The sequence below is a fragment of the Burkholderiales bacterium genome, assembly GCA_036262035.1.
Taxonomy (GTDB): Bacteria; Pseudomonadota; Gammaproteobacteria; order Burkholderiales; family SG8-41; genus JAQGMV01.
In genome coordinates this window covers 476,911-495,521 of record DATAJS010000010.1, presented here as the reverse complement: position 1 = coordinate 495,521, position 18,611 = coordinate 476,911, and the positions used below count along the sequence as shown (strand labels likewise).

The 18,611-nt window shown below is 65.7% G+C and carries 17 protein-coding genes; 9 read left to right on the top strand and 8 right to left on the bottom strand.

What is annotated here, in order from left to right; all coding sequences use genetic code 11:
- Positions 1-13: 13 nt before the first annotated feature.
- Positions 14-862 carry a nitroreductase family protein gene (locus tag VHP37_10345; GenBank protein HEX2826734.1) on the top strand — a complete coding sequence of 283 codons (849 nt, stop codon included), beginning with the start codon at positions 14-16 and terminating at the stop codon, positions 860-862.
- Between the two features lie 111 nt (positions 863-973).
- On the opposite strand, the gene ffh is transcribed toward VHP37_10345, so the two are convergent.
- On the bottom strand, positions 974-2,326 hold the full coding sequence (gene ffh / locus VHP37_10340) for a signal recognition particle protein (GenBank protein HEX2826733.1): 1,353 nt from the start codon (positions 2,324-2,326) through the stop codon (positions 974-976).
- A 23-nt stretch (positions 2,327-2,349) separates the two neighbouring features.
- On the opposite strand from ffh, the gene ccsA reads away from it, so the two are divergent.
- The 7 genes from ccsA to yacG all read left to right on the top strand — a co-directional run bounded on the left by ccsA (position 2,350) and on the right by yacG (position 8,470).
- Complete coding sequence (gene ccsA / locus VHP37_10335; GenBank protein ID HEX2826732.1) at positions 2,350-3,174, top strand: cytochrome c biogenesis protein CcsA; 825 nt, start codon at positions 2,350-2,352, stop codon at positions 3,172-3,174.
- A gap of 119 nt (positions 3,175-3,293) precedes the next feature.
- Positions 3,294-4,553 (top strand): HlyC/CorC family transporter, encoded by a 1,260-nt coding sequence (locus tag VHP37_10330; protein ID HEX2826731.1) that lies wholly within the window; start codon positions 3,294-3,296, stop codon positions 4,551-4,553.
- Positions 4,554-4,662: 109 nt separating this feature from the next.
- Entirely contained in the window at positions 4,663-5,889 is a 1,227-nt protein-coding gene (locus VHP37_10325) for a type II secretion system F family protein (protein ID HEX2826730.1), read from the top strand.
- 63 nt (positions 5,890-5,952) lie between these two features.
- On the top strand, positions 5,953-6,825 hold the full coding sequence (locus VHP37_10320) for an A24 family peptidase (protein ID HEX2826729.1): 873 nt from the start codon (positions 5,953-5,955) through the stop codon (positions 6,823-6,825).
- 9 nt (positions 6,826-6,834) lie between these two features.
- Positions 6,835-7,443 carry a dephospho-CoA kinase gene (gene coaE / locus VHP37_10315; protein ID HEX2826728.1) on the top strand — a complete coding sequence of 203 codons (609 nt, stop codon included), beginning with the start codon at positions 6,835-6,837 and terminating at the stop codon, positions 7,441-7,443.
- Between the two features lie 75 nt (positions 7,444-7,518).
- Entirely contained in the window at positions 7,519-8,274 is a 756-nt protein-coding gene (gene zapD / locus VHP37_10310) for a cell division protein ZapD (protein HEX2826727.1), read from the top strand.
- Positions 8,240-8,470 carry a DNA gyrase inhibitor YacG gene (gene yacG, locus VHP37_10305; GenBank protein HEX2826726.1) on the top strand — a complete coding sequence of 77 codons (231 nt, stop codon included), beginning with the start codon at positions 8,240-8,242 and terminating at the stop codon, positions 8,468-8,470. Before zapD ends, yacG begins: the two co-directional genes overlap by 35 nt.
- Before the next feature lie 54 nt (positions 8,471-8,524).
- On the opposite strand, the gene VHP37_10300 is transcribed toward yacG, so the two are convergent.
- From VHP37_10300 to VHP37_10280, 5 genes are all read right to left on the bottom strand, one after another.
- Entirely contained in the window at positions 8,525-9,487 is a 963-nt protein-coding gene (locus tag VHP37_10300) for a Nudix family hydrolase (protein HEX2826725.1), read from the bottom strand.
- Positions 9,480-10,355: an ATP-binding protein gene (locus tag VHP37_10295; protein HEX2826724.1), complete on the bottom strand. Its 876-nt coding sequence runs from the start codon at positions 10,353-10,355 to the stop codon at positions 9,480-9,482. Before VHP37_10295 ends, VHP37_10300 begins: the two co-directional genes overlap by 8 nt.
- Before the next feature lie 14 nt (positions 10,356-10,369).
- Entirely contained in the window at positions 10,370-11,599 is a 1,230-nt protein-coding gene (gene argJ / locus VHP37_10290) for a bifunctional glutamate N-acetyltransferase/amino-acid acetyltransferase ArgJ (protein ID HEX2826723.1), read from the bottom strand.
- 67 nt (positions 11,600-11,666) lie between these two features.
- Entirely contained in the window at positions 11,667-14,507 is a 2,841-nt protein-coding gene (gene secA / locus VHP37_10285; GenBank protein HEX2826722.1) for a preprotein translocase subunit SecA, read from the bottom strand.
- Positions 14,508-14,604: 97 nt separating this feature from the next.
- Positions 14,605-15,522: a M23 family metallopeptidase gene (locus tag VHP37_10280; protein HEX2826721.1), complete on the bottom strand. Its 918-nt coding sequence runs from the start codon at positions 15,520-15,522 to the stop codon at positions 14,605-14,607.
- Positions 15,523-15,557: 35 nt separating this feature from the next.
- Here VHP37_10280 and VHP37_10275 point away from each other — a divergent pair, with 35 nt between their 5' ends.
- Positions 15,558-16,148 carry a DciA family protein gene (locus VHP37_10275; GenBank protein HEX2826720.1) on the top strand — a complete coding sequence of 197 codons (591 nt, stop codon included), beginning with the start codon at positions 15,558-15,560 and terminating at the stop codon, positions 16,146-16,148.
- Between the two features lie 49 nt (positions 16,149-16,197).
- On the opposite strand, the gene lpxC is transcribed toward VHP37_10275, so the two are convergent.
- Both lpxC and ftsZ read right to left on the bottom strand, forming a co-directional pair.
- Positions 16,198-17,115, bottom strand: coding sequence for a UDP-3-O-acyl-N-acetylglucosamine deacetylase (gene lpxC, locus VHP37_10270; GenBank protein HEX2826719.1), 918 nt, complete (start codon positions 17,113-17,115; stop codon positions 16,198-16,200).
- A gap of 158 nt (positions 17,116-17,273) precedes the next feature.
- On the bottom strand, positions 17,274-18,443 hold the full coding sequence (ftsZ, locus tag VHP37_10265) for a cell division protein FtsZ (protein ID HEX2826718.1): 1,170 nt from the start codon (positions 18,441-18,443) through the stop codon (positions 17,274-17,276).
- Positions 18,444-18,611: the final 168 nt, after the last annotated feature.

Below are 18,611 nucleotides of genomic sequence, written 5' to 3'. Positions count from 1 at the left end.
CGAGTACTCACTCATGCCCGAAGCGCGCACAGCCAAAGAACGCATCGAAACCGCCCTCGCCGAACGATTCGGGCAGGCGGCCAGCCTCGACGCCGGTTTGTCCGGGCTCGACGAGCTCGCCCGCATCGCCGAGCACCGCTCGCACCGGCGCTACGACGGCAGGCCGGTCGCTGCCTCGCTGCTCGAGCTCCTCTTCGCGTGCGCGCTGTCGGCGCCTTCGAAATCGGACCTGCAGCAGGCCGACATCGTACACGTCGCCGATCGCGGCAAGGTGGCGCGCATCGTCGAGCTGATCCCCGACATGCCGTGGATCGGCTCGGCGCCCGTCGTGCTCGTCTTCTGCGGCGACAACCGCCGCATCCGTCAGATCGGCGGATGGCGCGGCAAGCCTTTCGCCAACGATCACCTCGATCACTTCATGAACGCCGCGGTCGACGCCGGCATCGTCATGACGACCTTCATCCGCGCCGCCGAAGCGGTGGGTCTCGGCTGCTGCCCGATCAGCGCGATCCGCAACCATCCCAACGCCGTCAGCGATCTGCTCGGCCTGCCGGACAACGTGTTTCCCGTCGCCGGCCTCACCGTCGGCTGGCCGGCGGAAGAAGGACGCATCACGCCGCGGCTGCCGACGGACGTCACGGTGCACGTCGACCGCTTCGACGAATCCAATGTGCGCGAGAAGATCGAAGCCTACGATCGGCGGCGTCACGAGCTCATGCCGTACCGCAAGCAGCGCGGCGTCAAAGCCTGGGGCGAGGCGGCGTTCTACGGGTGGTCGGAAGACAAGGCGCGGCAGTATGGCAGGCCGGAGCGGGCGGATTGGGGGACGTTCGTGCGGTCGAAGGGATTCACGCTCGATTGATGCCCGCTGTCATTGCGAGGAGCGGCGCGACGAAGCAATCCCGGAGCGTCCGGCGTTTCGTGCGCCACGAGATCGCCACGTCGCGCTGACGCGCTCCTCGCGATGACGGTATCAGCGCATGCCCGGGAACATGCCTTTCATGCTGCGCATCATCTTCTGCAGCCCACCCTTGGCGACCATCTTCATCATCTTCTGCGTCTGCTCGAACTGATTCAGAAGACGATTCACTTCCTGCACGGTGACGCCGGCGCCGGTGGCGATGCGGCGCTTGCGCGAAGCCTTGATGAGCTCGGGCTTGGAGCGCTCCTTCGGCGTCATCGAGTTGATGATGCCTTCGATGCGGCGCACCGCCTTGTCGTCGACGTTCGGCGCGCCCTGCGCCATCGCGGCGAGGTTGCCCGGCAGCTTGTCCATCAGCGCCGCGACGCCGCCCATCTTCTTCATCTGCACGATCTGCTGCTTGAAGTCCTCGAGGTCGAAGCCTTTGCCGGACTTCACCTTCGCCGCGAGCTTCTCGGCTTCCTTGCGGTCGACGGTCTTCTGCACGTCCTCGATCAGCGACAGCACGTCGCCCATGCCGAGGATGCGTGAAGCCATGCGATCGGGGTGGAAAGGCTCGAGGCCGTTGAGCTTCTCGCCGACGCCCGCGAACTTGATCGGCTTGCCGGTGACGTGACGCACCGACAGCGCCGCGCCGCCGCGCGCGTCGCCGTCGAGCTTGGTGAGCACCACACCCGTGAGCGGCAGCGCTTCGGAGAACGCTTTCGCGACGTTCACCGCGTCCTGCCCCTGCATCGCGTCGACGACGAACAGCGTCTCGACCGGCTTCAACGCGGCGTGCAGCGCCTTGATCTCCTGCATCATCGCCTCGTCGATCGCGAGGCGGCCCGCGGTGTCGACGATCAGCACGTCGTTGTAATGGCGGCGCGCGTGGTCGAGCGCACGAGTCGCGATGTCGACCGGCTTCTCGCCGGTGTGCGACGGGAAGAAGTCGGCGCCGACCTGTCCGGCGAGCGTCTTCAACTGCTCGATCGCCGCGGGCCGGTAGACGTCGGCGCTCACCAGCAGCGGCTTTTTCTTCTGCGTTTCCCTGAGCCACTTGGCGAGCTTGCCGCTCGTCGTCGTCTTGCCGCTGCCCTGCAGGCCCGCCATGAGCACGATCGCGGGCGGCGCGGTCGCGAGATCGAGCGCGTCGTTGTGCTCGCCCATCAGCGCGGTCAGCTCGCGGTGCACCACGCCGACCACCGCCTGGCCCGGCGTCAGGCTGCCGATGACATCTTGCCCGAGCGCCTTGTCGCGCACCGAATTGATGAAATCGCGCACGACCGGCAGCGCGACATCGGCTTCGAGCAGCGCCATGCGCACTTCGCGCAGCGCATCCTTGATGTTGTCCTCGGTGATGCGCGCCTCGCCGCGCAGCGTTTTCAGCACGCGCGAGAGCCGGGTCGTCAGGTTGTCGAACATGGGGGAATGGTATCCTGTGAAGGATGGAAATTTTAACGTACACGCTCACCGCGCTGGGGTACGCGGCGCTCGCCGTTTACTTCTGGCGCACGCGGTGGGCGGCACGTCCGGCCGGCGCGGACAAAGCGCCGCTTTCGCCGGTCGCGGAAAACGTGGCGGTGTTCGTGCCGCTCGCGCTGCACGCCTTCCTGCTCTCGCAGTCGATCTTCGCCGGCGACGGCCTGCACCTGGGGTTCGGCAACGCCCTGTCGGCGATCCTGTGGCTCACGGTGCTCATCTACTGGACGGGCAACTTTTTCTACCGCCTCGAAGGCCTGCAGGCGCTGGTGCTGCCGCTCGCCGCGGTCGCGGTGGGCTTAAGCGCGCTCACCCCGCCCGCGCATGCGCTTGCGAACAGCAATCTCGTCGCGTTCAAGATGCACCTCGTCATCGCGATGCTCGCGTACAGCCTGCTCACCATCGCGTCGCTGCACGTGCTGCTCATGGCGCTCCTCGAAAAGCGATTGCATGCGGGCTCGATGACGCAGGTGCTGCAGAAGCTGCCGCCGCTGCTGACGATGGAAGCGCTGCTCTTTCGCATCATCTGGGCCGGGTTCGTCCTGCTCACGATGACGCTTCTGACCGGCGTCATCTTTTCCGAAGAGCTTTTCGGGAAGGCCGCGCCGTTCAACCACAAGACGGTGTTCGGTTTCGTCTCGTGGGCGATCTTCGGCGCGCTCCTGATCGGCCGCCACGTCTACGGCTGGCGCGGACGCGTCGCGGTGCGCTGGACGCTCGCCGGCTTCCTGACGTTGGTGCTCGCGTACATCGGCAGCAAATTCGTGTTGGAGATCGTTCTCGGCCGATAGCGGCCCGGAACGATCGAGTGTTCAGGGTTGAGTGTTAAGTGTTGAGTTAAACCCGCACTTCACCAAACACTAAACACTTAACATTCAACACTTATATGGACGATATTCCCTTAGGAACGTTGATCGCGGCGCTCGTCGTCCTGCTCCTCGTCTCGGGTTTCTTCTCGATCTCCGAAACCAGCATGATGGCGCTCAACCGGTATCGCCTGCGCCATCTCGTGCAGCGCAAGCATCGCGGCGCACGCCTCGCTTCGGAGCTGCTCGCGCGCACCGACCGCTTCCTCGGCGTGGTGCTTCTCGGCAACAACGTGATCAACGCCGCGGTCGCGCTGCTGGTCGGCGAGATCGTGAGACGGGTGCTCGGCGACAGCGAGCTCGCGCTGCTGGCGGCGACCGCCGCCGCGGCTTTCGTCATCCTCGTCTTCAGCGAGATCACGCCCAAGGTGATCGGCGCGACCTACCCCGAGCGCATCGCCTTTCCCGCGAGCTTCGTGCTCGCGCCGCTGATGAAGCTGATGCGTCCCGTGGTCTGGTTCGTCGACCTCTTCGTGCAGTTCATGCTGCGGGTGCTGCATCTGAAGGCGACGCGCGACCCCGAAGAGCACAAGCCTTCGGTGGAAGAGTTGCGCACGCTTGTCCTGGAGACGGGTTACCTGCCGCAGAAGCACCAGAGCATCCTGCTCAACCTGTTCGACCTGCAGGCGATCACGGTCGACGACGTGATGGTGCCGCGCAACCAGATCGAGACCATCGACATCGAGGCGCCGCTCGAGACGATCGCCGAGGAGGCGGGCACCGCCTATCACCGCCGGCTCCTCGCGTACGCCGGCGAGCCCGACGAGATCGCCGGCCTGCTCCGCGCGCGGCACGTGCTCAACCTCGTGCAGCAGGGCGGGCTCACCCGCGAGCGGCTGAAGAAGCTCGTGCGCGAGCCGTGTTACGTGCCGTCGGGCACCCCGCTCTTCTCGCAGCTCCAGAACTTCCAGGAGCAGCACGATCGCATCGCGCTCGTCGTCGACGAGTACGGCGACCTGCGCGGCCTCGTCACGCTGGAGGACATACTGGAAGAGCTGATCGGGGAATTCACGACGAGCTCGCCTTTGCGCACCGGCGGATACCACCCGCAGCCCGACGGCAGCGTGCTGGTCGAAGGCAGCACCTCGTTGCGCGAGCTCAATCGCAAGCTCGGCTTCAGCTTTCCGCTCGATGGTCCGAAGACGGTCAACGGCCTCATACTGGAACACCTGCAGGAGATCCCGGAGCCGTCGACGAGCGTGAAGATCGCCGATCACCCGATCGAGATCGTCCAGACGCAGGACCGCACCGTCAAAGCCGTAAGAATCTTTCCGGCTCGCGTGTCTCAGCCGGTGGACGAATGAAGCAGCAAGCGGCCGTCGTTCACTTTACAATGCGGGGCCGCAAGTGCATCATCTTTTGAGGTATCCAACGTAACCCGTTGGTTAATCGAAGCATTTCAGAGGATTCACAATGGCGACCGCAGCCGCGGCACGAAAGCCCGAGATCAAGGAATTCAACTTCACCTGGGTCGGCCAGGATCGCGGCGGCAAGACCGTCCGCGGCGAGCTCCGAGCCACCGGTGAAGCTCAGGCCAACGCGATCCTGCGGCGCCAGGGCATCAAGGTCGCCCAGCTCAAGCGCGAGCGCCGCGCCCGCGGCGGCAAGATCACCGAAAAGGACATCACGCTCTTCACGCGCCAGCTCGCGACCATGCTGCGCTCGGGCGTGCCGCTCCTCCAGGCGTTCGACATCGTCGCCAAGGGTCACGCCAACCCCGCGATGTCCAAGCTCATCTACGCGATCCGCACCGACGTCGAGACCGGCTCGAGCCTGAAGCAGGCGTTCGAGAAGCACCCGCTGTACTTCGAGGCGCTGTACACGAACCTGATCGGCGCCGGCGAGCAGGCCGGTATCCTGGACACCGTCCTGGAGCGCCTGGCGCAGTACAAGGAAAAGATCCTCGCGATCAAGGGCAAGATCAAGTCGGCGCTGTTCTATCCGATCGCGATCGTCGTGGTGGCGTTCGTGATCACCGCGGTCATCATGATTTTCGTGATCCCCGCGTTCAAGCAGGTATTCGCGAACTTCGGCGCGGACTTGCCGGCGCTGACCCTCCTCGTCATATCGGTATCGGATTTCTTCGTCGAGTACTGGTATCTGGTCTTCGGCGGGACGTTCGGCGGCCTGTGGTTCTTCTTCTATACCTGGAAGCGCTCGACCGCGATGCAGCACACGATGGACCGGCTGATGCTGCGCGTACCGGTGTTCGGCGACCTCATCCGCAAATCGGCGATCGCGCGCTGGACGAGGACGCTCTCGACCACGTTCGCGGCCGGCGTACCGCTGGTCGAGGCGCTCGACTCGGTCGCGGGGGCGGCGGGCAATCAGGAGTACTACGTCGCGACCAAGCGCATCCAGGGCGAGGTCGCCACCGGCTCGAGCCTCAACAGCGCGATGCAGGGCACCGACGTCTTTCCCAACATGGTCATCCAGATGGTCGCGATCGGCGAGGAAGCGGGCTCGCTCGACACCATGCTCGGCAAGGTCGCCGACTACTACGAGCAGGAAGTCGACGACGCGGTGAACGCGCTGTCCTCGCTCATGGAGCCGATGATCATGGTGGTGCTGGGCACGCTCATCGGCGGCCTCGTCATCGCGATGTATCTCCCCATCTTCAAGCTCGGTGCCGTCGTCTGATGCGACGACACCGGCAGTTCAAGCTGGGCGCCGTCGTCTGATGCTTAGCTCGAGCGAGGGCGCATGACGGACGCGCTCTCGCTGCTCCAGACCTCGCCGGCGGCCCTCGTCACCGCATGCCTGCTGCTCGGGCTTTGCATCGGCAGCTTCCTGAACGTCGTCATCCACCGCCTGCCGAAGATGATGGAAGCGCGCTGGCGGGCCGAATGCGCGGAGCTCGACGCGAAACCCGGCGCGACGCCGCCCGCGGTGGAGCGCTACAACCTGGTCGTCCCGCGCTCGGCGTGCCCGTCGTGCGGCCAGCGCATCACCGCGCTCCAGAACATCCCTGTCGTGAGCTATCTCGCGCTGCGCGGCAAATGCGCGGGGTGCGGCGCGCGGATCTCGCCGCGCTATCCGGTCGTCGAAGCGCTGACCGGCGTGCTGTCGGGCTACACCGCGTGGCGCTTCGGCTGGTCCGCTTCGACCGCGGGCGCGCTCCTCTTCGTGTGGGCCATGGTCGCGCTCTCGTTCATCGACTTCGACACCTTCTACCTGCCGGACGACATCACGCTGCCGCTCCTCTGGGCGGGACTGCTCTTCAATATCGGCGCGGTCTACACCGACCTGCCGTCGGCGGTGATCGGCGCGGCGGCGGGGTACCTCGCGCTGTGGCTCGTGTTCTGGGCTTTCAAGTGGGCGACCGGCAAGGAAGGCATGGGTTACGGCGATTTCAAGCTGCTCGCAGCGATCGGGGCCTGGCTCGGCTGGAAAGTCCTGCCGCTGGTGATCCTGCTCTCGTCGTTCGTCGGCGCGCTCATCGGCATCGGCTTGATCGTGCTCGCGCGGCGCGGCCGCAACGTGCCGATTCCGTTCGGCCCGTATCTCGCGATCGCGGGCGTCATCGCGCTGTTTGAAGGTGAAGCCCTGACGCGCCGCTACCTCGACCTCTTCTAGGATTCGCACATGACTTACTGCGTCGGACTGACCGGCGGCATCGGATGCGGCAAGACCGCGGCGACCGACGCCTTCGCCGAGCTCGGCGCCGGGGTCGTCGACACCGACGTGATCTCGCGCGAGCTCACCGCCCCGCACGGCGTTGCTATGGACCTCATCGCCGCGGAGTTCGGGCCGGAATACGTTCTCGACGACGGCAGCCTCGACCGCACCCGCATGCGCGCGCTCGTGTTCGGTGATCCCGATTCCAAGCGACGGCTCGAAGCGATCCTCCACCCGCTGATCCGCGAGGAATCGCGCCGCCTCATCAGGGTTTCGACCGCGCCCTACGTCGTGCTCGTCGTGCCGCTGCTGCTCGAAACCGGCAGCTATCGCGATCTCACCGACCGCGTGCTCGTCGTCGACTGCGACGAAGCGGTGCAGGTCGCTCGAGTGATGGCGCGCAGCGGCCTCGCCGACCATGAGGTGCGGCGCATCATGAGTTCGCAGCTCGACCGGGCCGCGCGGCTGGCGCGCGCCGACGACGTTCTCGCCAATGACGCGGACATAAAGACGCTGCGTGCACGAGTCGCACAACTACATGAAAAATACCTTTCGGAAGCGCGGGCAAGGCCATGAATCGACGCGAAGAAAGCCTTTATTTTTGCCGGCTTTTGGTGAATACTTCGCCAATTCAACCGTCCGGGGCTTTGCGTGATCAGTTATGAGTACCCGCTGAGCGAGCGCATCCGGACGTTGCTCCGCTTGGAGGACTTGTACGAGCGCCTGGACTACTTTCTCGGCAAGGGCGAGGCGCTCGAGCATCACGCCGCGCTGCTCCTGATCTTCGAAATCTACGAAGTCGCGGCGCGCGCCGATCTCAAATCGGATCTCTTGCAGGAGCTGGAGCGCCAGAAGCAATCGCTCGAAGCGCTGCGCGGCAATCCCGACATCTCGGAGCAGGCGCTGCAGAACGTCCTCACTCAGATCGACCAGGCCGCCTCGCGCCTCTATCAGGCGTCCGGGAAAATCGGACAGGAGCTGCGTGAGAACGAGTGGCTGATGAGCATCAAGCAGCGCACCAACATCCCCGGCGGAATCTGCGAGTTCGACCTGCCCGCCTACCACTACTGGCTGCACCAGGAACCGCAGCAGCAGCGCCAGGATCTCGAGCAGTGGCTGGCGCCTTTCCTGCCCGTGCGTGACGCGGTCGACATCGTGCTGCGGCTTTTACGCGCGAGCGGCAAGAGCAGCATGCAGGTGGCTCAGCAGGGAACGTATCAGCAGATGATGACCGGCCGCGTCGCGCAGATGGTAGGCGTGCGGCTTGCCAGATCGTATGCGTGCGTCCCGGAGATCAGCGCCAACAAGTACGCGCTGAACATCCGCTTCATGACGCAGGAAGGCATGCAGCGTCCCAAAGCGTTCGAAGGCGATGTCGAGTTCGAGCTCACGTTCTGCAACCTCTAGCCGGAAGAAGGTCGCCTGTCCCCGGTGCGGGACCATGGTCGAGTGGGACCCCCAGAACCGCTACCGGCCGTTCTGCTCCGAGCGCTGCAAGATGATCGACCTCGGCGCGTGGGCGAACGAGTCGTATCGCATCCCGGTCGCCGAAGACGACGAGTCGCTCGACCAGGACTCGCAGGGCGAACCTCCCCGTAATTGATACGTAGGGTGCGCGCCAGCGCACCGCGCCTTTAGCGGTGCGTTACCACGCACCCTACGTCCAGGCGCCTCGTATCGCCGCGATCCCGTGCGCGCCGGCCGACCACGCGGCATCGAGGTCGTCCTTACCCAATCCCCCGATCGCGAACACCGGCAGCGGATAGTTGCGCACGAGCTCGCGAAAGCGCGCGAAACCCAGCGTGCGCGCGCCCGGATGGCTCGCGGTGTCCCTGACCGGGCCGAGCACCGCGAAGTCGAGACCGAGCCTTGCCGCGCGCGCGAGCTCGGCTTCGTCGTGGCACGACGCGCCGACGAGCTCGAAATCAGGACGCGATGCGCTGAGCGCCAGCTCGCGCGCGGTGAGGTGCACGCCGTCGGCGCCTGCGCTCGATGCCAGCGACGCGTCGCCGTTCACGAGCACTTTGGCGCCGTGGGTGTGAGCGAGCGCACACGTACGTCGCGCGAGATCGGAGAGCGCCGCGCCGTCCATGTCCTTCTCGCGGAGCTGTACGAGCTTCAAACCGCTTTGCAGCGCCGATTCAAGGCGTTGCAGGAATGTGTGAGTACCCACTTCGCTCGCGTTGCTCACGCCGTAGAACGTCGGCAGCGCCAGCGCGCGCAGGATCGGACCGTTGGCGGGCAGCAGCGGCGAGGCGGTCAGCGCGTCGATGCGCTGCCACGCGAACGCCTGGTTCTCGCGGCCGTGCAGCTCGCCCGACCATGCCGTGACGCGATAGAAGAAGAGCCGCACCGCGGCGTGCTCGTAATCGTAGTCGCGCGTGAGCCACGGATAGGCGTGCCGAACGTCGATGAAGAGCTCTTCGTGCAGCTCGCGCGCGAGCGCGGCTTCGGGTGTCTCGTCGGACTCGACCTTGCCGCCGGGGAATTCCCAGTAGCCCGCGTAGACCTTGCCTTCGGGACGCTGGGCGAGGAGGAACGAACCGTCGGGCTGCTGAAGTACCGCCGCGACGACCTCGACGCGGGGCCGCGCCGCAGGCGAGGCGCCTGCGCTACTCAACCTTCTTCATCCGCTGCTTGCCGGCCCAGTCGCGCGCGAACTGCCACGCCACGCGGCCGCTGCGCGAGCTTCGCGACAGCGCCCATTGCAGCGCCGCCTTGTGCGCGTCCTCGGTGCCCGCGCCGGGAACGCCGAAGCGCGCGATCCACACGTCGACGATGCGCAAGTACTCGTCCTGGTCGAACGGGTAGAACGAGCACCACAACCCGAAGCGCTCGGACAGCGAGATCTTCTCTTCCGAGGTCTCGCCGGGATGGATCTCCTCGCCGACGTGCCGGTACTCGAGGTTCTCGTTCATGTACTCGGGCATGAGGTGGCGGCGGTTGGAGGTCGCGTAGACCAGGCAGTTGTCCGACGCCGCGGCGATCGAGCCGTCGAGCACGACTTTCAGCGCCTTGTAGCCCGGCTCGTCGGCCTCGAACGAAAGGTCGTCGCAGTACAGGATGAAGCGCTCGGGCCGTCCCGCGATGAGATCGACGATGTCCGTCAGGTCGACGAGGTCCTGCTTTTCGACCTCGATGAGCCGCAGTCCCTGCGCGGCGTACTCGTTCAGCAGGGCCTTGATGAGCGAGGACTTGCCGGTGCCGCGCGCGCCGGTGAGGAGCACGTTGTTGGCGGGCAGCCCTTCGACGAACTGCCGCGTGTTCTCCTGCACCAGCGCTTTCTGGCGGTCGATGTTCTGCAGGTCGGCGAGCGCGATGCGATGCACGTGCGCGACCGGCTCGATTCCTCCGTGATTGCCCTTGCGGCGCCAGCGGAAGCCGATCGACGCGTCCCAGTCCACCGGCCCCGGCTGCGCGGGCAGCATCGTTTCGAGCCGCGCGAGCAGGCGCTCGGCGCGGAGGATGAGGTCGTTCACGTCCTTCATGAGCGGTGCAGCGGTCAGCTGCGGTAATCGGCGTTGATGCTGACGTAGTCGTGCGAGAAATCGCACGTCCACACGCTGACCTGCGCGGCGCCGCGGCCGAGCACCACGCGCACGGTGATCTCGCTCTGCTTCATCACGCGCTGGCCGTCGGCTTCCTGGTACGCGACATGGCGCCCGCCGCCCTTGGCGACGAGCACGTCGTCCAGGTAGAGGTCGACCGTGCCGACGTCGAGGTCCTCGATGCCGGCGTAGCCGACCGCCGCCAGGATGCGCCCGAGGTTGGGATCGGAGGCGAAGAACGCGGTCTTCACCAGCGGCGAGTGCGCGATGGCATAGGCGACCTTGCGGCACTCGGCTTCGTCGCGCCCGCCGTCGACGCGGACGGTGATGAACTTGGTCGCGCCTTCGCCGTCGCGGATGATCGCGTGCGCGAGCCGCTCGGCGATGTCGGTGAGCGCATCGCGGAACTCGACGTACTCGCTCGAGCTCGGATCGGCGATCTCGCGCATATCGGCGCGCCCCGTCGCCATCACGATGAAGGAATCGTTGGTCGACGTATCGCCGTCCACGGTGATGCAATTGAACGACCGGTCGGCAGCGTAGGCGCACGCCCGCTGCAGCAGCGAGGCGCTGATCCGCGCGTCGGTCGCAACGAAACCGAGCATCGTCGCCATGTTCGGACGAATCATGCCGGCGCCTTTGGAGATGCCGGTCATGGTGATTTCCCCGACGCGGGTCCGATAGCGGCCCGACGCCGCTTTCGGCACGGTGTCGGTCGTCATGATCGCTTCGGCCGCATTCGCCCACTCGTCCGCGCGCAGGTTACCGAGGCAGCTCGGCAGCGCCGAGACGATGCGCTCCACCGGAAGCTGCTCCATGATGACGCCGGTGGAAAAAGGCAGCACTTGCTGCGGAGCGCAGCCGAGCTCTTTCGCCAGCGCCTCGCACGTCGCGCGCGCCGCGGCCAGCCCGGGCTCGCCGGTGCCGGCGTTCGCGTTGCCGGTATTGATGACGAGCGCGCGGATGTGGGCGCCGGCCTCGAGGTGCTCGCGGCACACGACCACCGGCGCGGCGCAGAAACGGTTCTTCGTAAAGACGCCCGCCACCTGCGCGCGCTCGGCGAGGCGGATGACGAGAAGGTCCTTGCGGTTCGCCTTGCGGATGCCCGCCTCGGCGATGCCGAGCTCGACGCCGGCGATTGCGTGCAGGCTCTTCGGATCGGGCGCGCTGAGGTTGACCGGCATTATCGAACGTCTCGGGATTGCTTCGTCACTTCGTTCCTCCGGATGACGTTGATGCGGCATGGCCGCATCAAGTCAACTTCCCGTGGCAGTGCTTGTACTTCTTGCCCGAGCCGCACGGGCACGGGTCGTTGCGGCCGACCTTCTCGCCGACGCGCTGATAAGGCTGCGGGCGGTCGAGCACCGCGACGTCGCCTTCGGCCATGTCGGCCTGCGACACGCCCATGCCGCCGTCGCCGTACTCCGGATGCTGGTACTCGACGTGGGTCGGCGCCTCGGGCTCCTCGGTCTGGATCTGCTCGAGCTCCTGCGGGCTCCTGAACACGACCATCATCAGTACCTTGGTGACCTCGGCCTTGATCTGCTCGAGCAGCAGCGTGAAGAGCTCGAACGCCTCGCGCTTGTATTCCTGCTGCGGGTTCTTCTGGGCGTAGCCGCGCAGGTGGATGCCCTGGCGCAGGTGGTCGAGCGCCGCCAGGTGCTCGCGCCAGTGCTGGTCGAGGCTTTGCAGCATGACCATGCGCTCGTAGCCGTGGATCTGGGTGAGATCGTAGTTCGCGATCTTGTTCTCGTAGTGCTGGTGCGCCGCCTCGATGACCCGCTTCTTGAGCTCGTTCTCGTCGAGCTCGCCTTCGGCTTCGAGCCACGACTTGACCGGCAGCGCGAGCCCCACCTCGGCCTGGAGCGTGCGCTCGAGGCCCGCGATGTCCCACTGCTCTTCGAGGCTGCCGGGCTGCACGTAGTCGTCGAAGTAGCCGCCGATCACGTCGGCACGCATGCCCTTGATCGTCGAGGAGATGTCGTCGGCTTCGAGCAGCTCGTTGCGCTGCTGGTAGATCACGCGGCGCTGATCGTTGGCGACGTCGTCGTACTCGAGCAGGTGCTTGCGCATGTCGAAGTTTCGCGCCTCGACCTTGCGCTGGGCGTTCTCGATCGAGCGCGTCACCCACGGGTGCTCGATCGCCTCGCCTTCGGGCATCTTCAGCCGGTCCATGATCGCGGCGACGCGGTCGGAGGCGAAGATGCGCAGCAGCTGGTCCTCGAGCGACAGATAGAAGCGGCTCGAGCCCGGGTCGCCCTGCCGGCCCGAACGACCGCGGAGCTGGTTGTCGATGCGCCGCGACTCGTGGCGCTCGGTGCCCACGATGTGCAGGCCGCCGGACTTCAGGACTTCGTTGTGCAGCTCCTGCCACTTGTCGCGGATCTGCTGGATCCGCTGCTGCTTCTCGGCCTCGGCGAGCGCCTCGTCGGACTCGACCTGCGCGATCTCGGGCGCGGGATTGCCGCCGAGCACGATGTCGGTGCCGCGACCGGCCATGTTGGTCGCGATCGTGATCACTTTCGGGCGCCCCGCCTGCACCACGATCTCGGCTTCGCGCGCGTGCTGCTTCGCGTTGAGCACGTTGTGGGGGAGCCCTTCCTTCTTGAGCATCCCGGAGATGAGCTCCGAGTTCTCGATCGAGGTGGTGCCGACGAGCACCGGCTGGCCCCGCTCGTGACAGTCGCGGATGTCGTTGATGATCGCCTGGTACTTCTCGCGCGAGGTGCGATAGACCTGGTCCATGCGGTCGTCGCGGACCATCTTGCGGTGCGTCGGGATGATGACCGTCTCCAGCCCGTAGATCTGCTGGAACTCGTAGGCCTCGGTGTCGGCCGTGCCGGTCATGCCCGAGAGCTTCTTGTACATCCGGAAGTAGTTCTGGAACGTGATCGTCGCGAGCGTCTGGTTCTCTTTCTGGATCTCGACGCGCTCTTTCGCTTCCACCGCCTGGTGCAGGCCCTCGGACCAGCGCCGGCCGGGCATCAGGCGCCCGGTGAACTCGTCGACGATGACGATCTCGTTGTCCTGCACCACGTACTGCTGGTCCTTGTGGAACAGGTTGTGCGCGCGCAGCGCCGCGTTGAGGTGGTGCATGAGGTTGATGTTCGCGGCGTCGTACAGGCTGCTGTTCTCCGGCAGCAGCCCCGCCTGCTCCATCAGCGCCTCGGCGTGCTCGTGGCCCTGCTCGGAGAGGATGACCTGGTGGGCCTTCTCGTCGACCCAGTAATCGCCTTCGCCCTTCTCTTCCTTCTGCCGGATGAGCTTGGGCGCGATCGCGTCGATGCGCACGTAGTTGTCGGTGGTGTCCTCCGCCTGCCCGGAGATGATGAGCGGCGTGCGCGCTTCGTCGATCAGGATCGAGTCGACCTCGTCGACGATGGCGAAATAGAGGGCGCGCTGCACTTTCTCCGAGTTGTGGAACACCATGTTGTCGCGGAGATAGTCGAAACCGAACTCGTTGTTGGTGCCGTAGGTGATGTCCGCGGCGTAGGCGACCTGCTTCTGCTCGTGCGGCATCTGCGACAGGTTGACGCCGACGGTCAGACCCAGGAAGCGGTGGATCTTGCCCATCCAGTCCGAGTCGCGCTGGGCGAGGTAGTCGTTGACCGTGACGATGTGCACCCCGATGCCGGCGAGCGCATTCAGGTACGACGGCAGGGTCGCGACGAGCGTCTTGCCCTCGCCGGTGCGCATCTCGGAGATCTTGCCGTTGTGCAGCGCTATGCCGCCGATCAGCTGCACGTCGAAATGGCGCATGTTGAGCACGCGCTTGCCCGCTTCGCGCACGACGGCGAACGCCTCGGGCAGGATGTCGTCGAGCGCTTCGCGGCGAGCGCGGTCGAGCGCGTCCTCGGTCTTCGACGTGGCCGCCGCCTCGGCGTCCGCGTCCTCGGCCGCCTTGGGCTGTACTTTCGCGAGCCGGTCCTGGATGCGCTTTCTGAACTCGTCGGTCTTGGCGCGAAGCTGCTCGTCGGAGAGCCGCGCGATCTCGGGCTCGAGCCCGTTGATCTCGCGCACGATGCGGCCGTACTGCTTCAGCAGGCGCTCGTTGCGGCTGCCGAATATCTTCTTGAGGACTCCTTGAATCATCGCTAGACCCAGCCTGGCAACCCGCGGCGCATACGCGGATTCATAAAAAAAGGGTGGGGAAGATGCCCCACCCTAGGTTCGTTGATGGTCCTTGAGCTTAGCCGGGCGCTCGCAGAAAGTGCGCTGGATTCTGCGGAACGCCGCGGTGCCGGACCTCAAAGTGCAGATGTGTTCCCGTGGAGCGTCCGCTGCGGCCGACTTCGGCGATCAGCGCGCCGCTCAATACGACGTCTCCAACCTTGACCAGGCGTTTCGAGGCATGCGCGTAACGCGACACGAGCTCGTTCCCGTGGTCGATCTCGACCATATTACCATACTGCGGGTGGAAGTCGGAGTAGACGACCACCCCGCCCGCGGCGGCCCGTATCGGTGTGCCCGCGGGCGCGATGAAGTCGATGCCTTCGTGGAACGCGCGCTGGCCGTTGAAGGGATCGATGCGCCAGCCGTAGTTCGACGAGTTCCATCCGCCCATCACCAGCGGAAGCACCGTCGGGATGAGCTTCTTCCTCGCGCTGTCCATCGTATACAGCGAATCCAGCACGCCCATTTTGTCGCCGCGGTCGTCGAGCGCCCGGGTGAGCGCGTCGAGCTGCCGCGACAGGTCGCCGAAGGACAGGTCCTGGCTGGGGATGGTCGACGGGGCGCCGCCCTGACCCGGCGTCTGGCCGAACATGAGGTCCTGGGGGCGGAAGCCGGCCAGCTTGGCGAGGCGCTCGCCGAGGGTGTCCAGCCGCAGGAGCTGCGCCTGCATCTGGCCGAGGCGCATCGCCATCGCGTTGAGGTTCTCGCGGACGTCGAGCTCGCGCTGGGGCTGGCCGGGCTCGGCGAGCGAGAACAGGCGGTTCACAAAGGGGACTTTGAGTTCGGCGGCGTAGCGCAGCGCCACGAGGTTGACAGCGGTCGTCGCCGTGACGATGAGACCCAGCGCCAGCACCCCCGCAAGCGCGAGCTTGGGCAGGCTTACCGTCAGGGTCTTCGCTCTGGCGAGTCGTCCGGAGACTAGAATGATGTCCATCGTCTCGACCCTCCCACTACCCCGCGCTCCCCAAAATGCCGCTCACCACGTTCGGTCAATTGTTCGGCACGACCGAAACGCTCAAAGCGCTGAAGGCGCGCGTGAAACGCCTTGCGGAGCTGCAATCGTTATATGTCAGAACCGCCCCCCGGGAACTCGCTGGCTCGAGCCGGGTGAAAGGGTGCCGGGCGGGAACGCTTTTTGTCTTTGCTGATAATGCGGCGGTTGCGGCGAAGCTGAAGCAACTGGCACCGCGTTTATTGGCCGCGATACGCGAAACCGAGGCCGAGATTAACCAAATCCGGATAGAGGTGCAAGTTCGTGGGCGGCAAGGCGTTTCGTTTGCTACGTCGCGCAAGAAGCCGCTTTCCGAAGCGACCGTGCGGCGCTTCGGGGCGCTCGCCCAGACGATGCCGGAGGGCCCTCTGAAGGCGGCGGTCGCGCGGCTCGCCGCGCGACACCAGGCGGCGCTAGATGAGGACCAGCCGCTCGAGCACGTAAAGAAGCATCGCGACGATCACGACCACGAACGCGAACTGCACGACGCGCCACGCCCACGCGAGGTAGCGCCGGTCGCGGGTGTAGAAGTAAAGGCCGACCGAAAGCGCGACCGCAAGCAGTCCTAGTACGACGACGAAACGAAGGACCAGCACGCGTCAGGCGCGCCGCGCGAGGTCAGGCCGGAGCGGCGTGCGACTGCCACGGCAGGAACGCCGGGGCGTCTTCCGGACGCTCGAACTTCACGAACTCCCACGCATCCTGCTCTTCCAGCAGCGCGCGCAGCAGCGCGTTGTTGAGCGCGTGGCCGGACTTGTAGCCGGAGAACGCGCCGATCAGCGGGTGGCCGAGGAGATACAGGTCGCCGATCGCATCGAGGATCTTGTGCTTCACGAACTCGTCGTCGTAGCGCAGGCCCTCGCTGTTGAGCACGCGATACTCGTCCATCACGATCGCATTGTCGAGGCTGCCGCCGAGCGCGAGGCCCTGCTCGCGCATCCACTCGACTTCCTGCATGAAGCCGAACGTGCGGGCGCGGCTCACTTCCTTCACGTACGACGTCGTCGCGAAATCGACGGTGAGGGATTGCTTGGTGCGCTCGAGCACCGGGTGATCGAAGTCGATCGCGAGGTCGAGCCTGAAGCCGTTGTGCGGATCGAAGCGCACCCACTTGTCGCCGTGCCGCACCTCGACGCGCTTTTTGACGCGGATGAATCGCTTGAACGCTTTCTGCTCTTCGATGCCCGCGGACTGGATCAGGAAGACGAAAGGACCCGCGCTGCCGTCCATGATCGGCACTTCGGCCGCGGTGAGATCGACGTAAGCGTTATCGACGCCGAGCCCGGACAGCGCCGACATCAGGTGCTCGACCGTCCCGACGCGCGCGCCGTCTTTCACCAGACACGATGAGAGACGCGTATCGCCGACCGCGTACGGCTCCGCCTTGATCTCGACCGGATCCGGCAGGTCGATGCGGCGGAACACGATGCCGGTGTCGACCGCGGCAGGCCGCAACGTGAGATAGACCTTCTCTCCCGTATGCAGCCCGACGCCGGTCGCGCGGATCGAGTTTTTGAGCGTACGCTGGTAGATCACTAAAAGTGCTCTGGACTCATATTTTTAGGGCGCGAAGTTTAGCATGTGCAATTGCCGCACCGCAAAAAGCTTTACAGGTGGTTACAAGAGCGGCGTGAAGGGTGAAGGGCGGGGACACCGTCCCTTCACCCTTCACACATTCACCCTTCACGTCCCCCTCAGTCCGCCTGCTTGCGCAGGAACGCCGGGATATCGAGCATATCCACCCCCGACTGCCGCATCGCCTCGACCGTCGCGTCGCGGTTACGGCGGCGGATGACCGCCGGCTGCTCCAGCGCGTCGTAGTCGATCTCGACCTCGACCCCGTGGTTGTCGGTCCCGGTGCGCTGGGTGACGACCGAGATCTGGGGCTTGGGCTGCTGGCGCACGCTGGGCTTGCCGAGGCCGGTCGCGACGATCGTCACCCGAAGCTGGTCTTCGAGCGCCTCGTCGTACACCGTGCCGACGATGACTGTCGCCGATTCGGCCGCGAAGGCCTTGATCGTCTCCATCACGTCGTACATCTCCTGGAGCTGGAAGCTGGTGCGGTTGGCCGAGATGTTGACCAGCACGCCGCGCGCGTCGGAGATGTTGATGTCCTCGAGCAGCGGGCACGCGACCGCCTGTTCCGCGGCGACACGCGCGCGGTCCGGGCCGCCGGCTTTCGCCGAGCCCATCATCGCCATGCCCATCTCGGCCATGACGGTGCGCACGTCCGCGAAGTCGACGTTGATCATGCCGGGGCAGGAGATGATCTCGGCGATACCCGCCACCGCACCGTGCAGCACGTCGTTGGCCGAGCGGAACGCCTCGTCCAGCGTGACCTGCGTGCCGAGCACCTGCATCAGCTTGTCGTTCGGGATGACGATGAGCGAATCGACGTGCTGCGCGAGCTCGTCGAGGCCTTCCTGCGCGATGCGCTGGCGCTTGCCTTCGAACGCGAAGGGCTTGGTGACGACCGCGACGGTCAGGATGCCGAGCTCCTTGGCCACTTCGGCCACGACCGGCGCCGCGCCGGTGCCGGTGCCGCCGCCCATGCCGGCGGTCAGGAACAGCATGTCCGCGCCCGTGATGAGCTCGGAGATCCGGTCCCGGTCTTCCATCGCGGCCTCGCGGCCGACGGCGGGGTTGGCGCCCGCGCCCAAGCCCTTGGTGACCTCGGTGCCGAGCTGGAGCTGGATCTTCGCCTGGTTGCGCTTGAGCGCCTGCGCGTCGGTGTTGGCGACGATGAACTCCACGCCGCCGACACCCTGCGCGATCATGTGGTCGACCGCGTTACCGCCGCAGCCGCCGACACCGATCACCTTGATCACCGCTTCTTGAGATCCTGCATCGATGAGCTCAATCATGGACTTCTCCTTTTCCGCTTATGTGTTGATTCCGTATCGGTACATCTGCTTTTCTGGCTGCTTTTGACTTCGTGTCCTGAACCGTCCAGCGCTCGTGAACGCGACGCGTCGCGCGAGCGCACCCCTAGAAGCGCGGGTCGCTCGCGCCAGCGTGCGTGCGACCTCTCC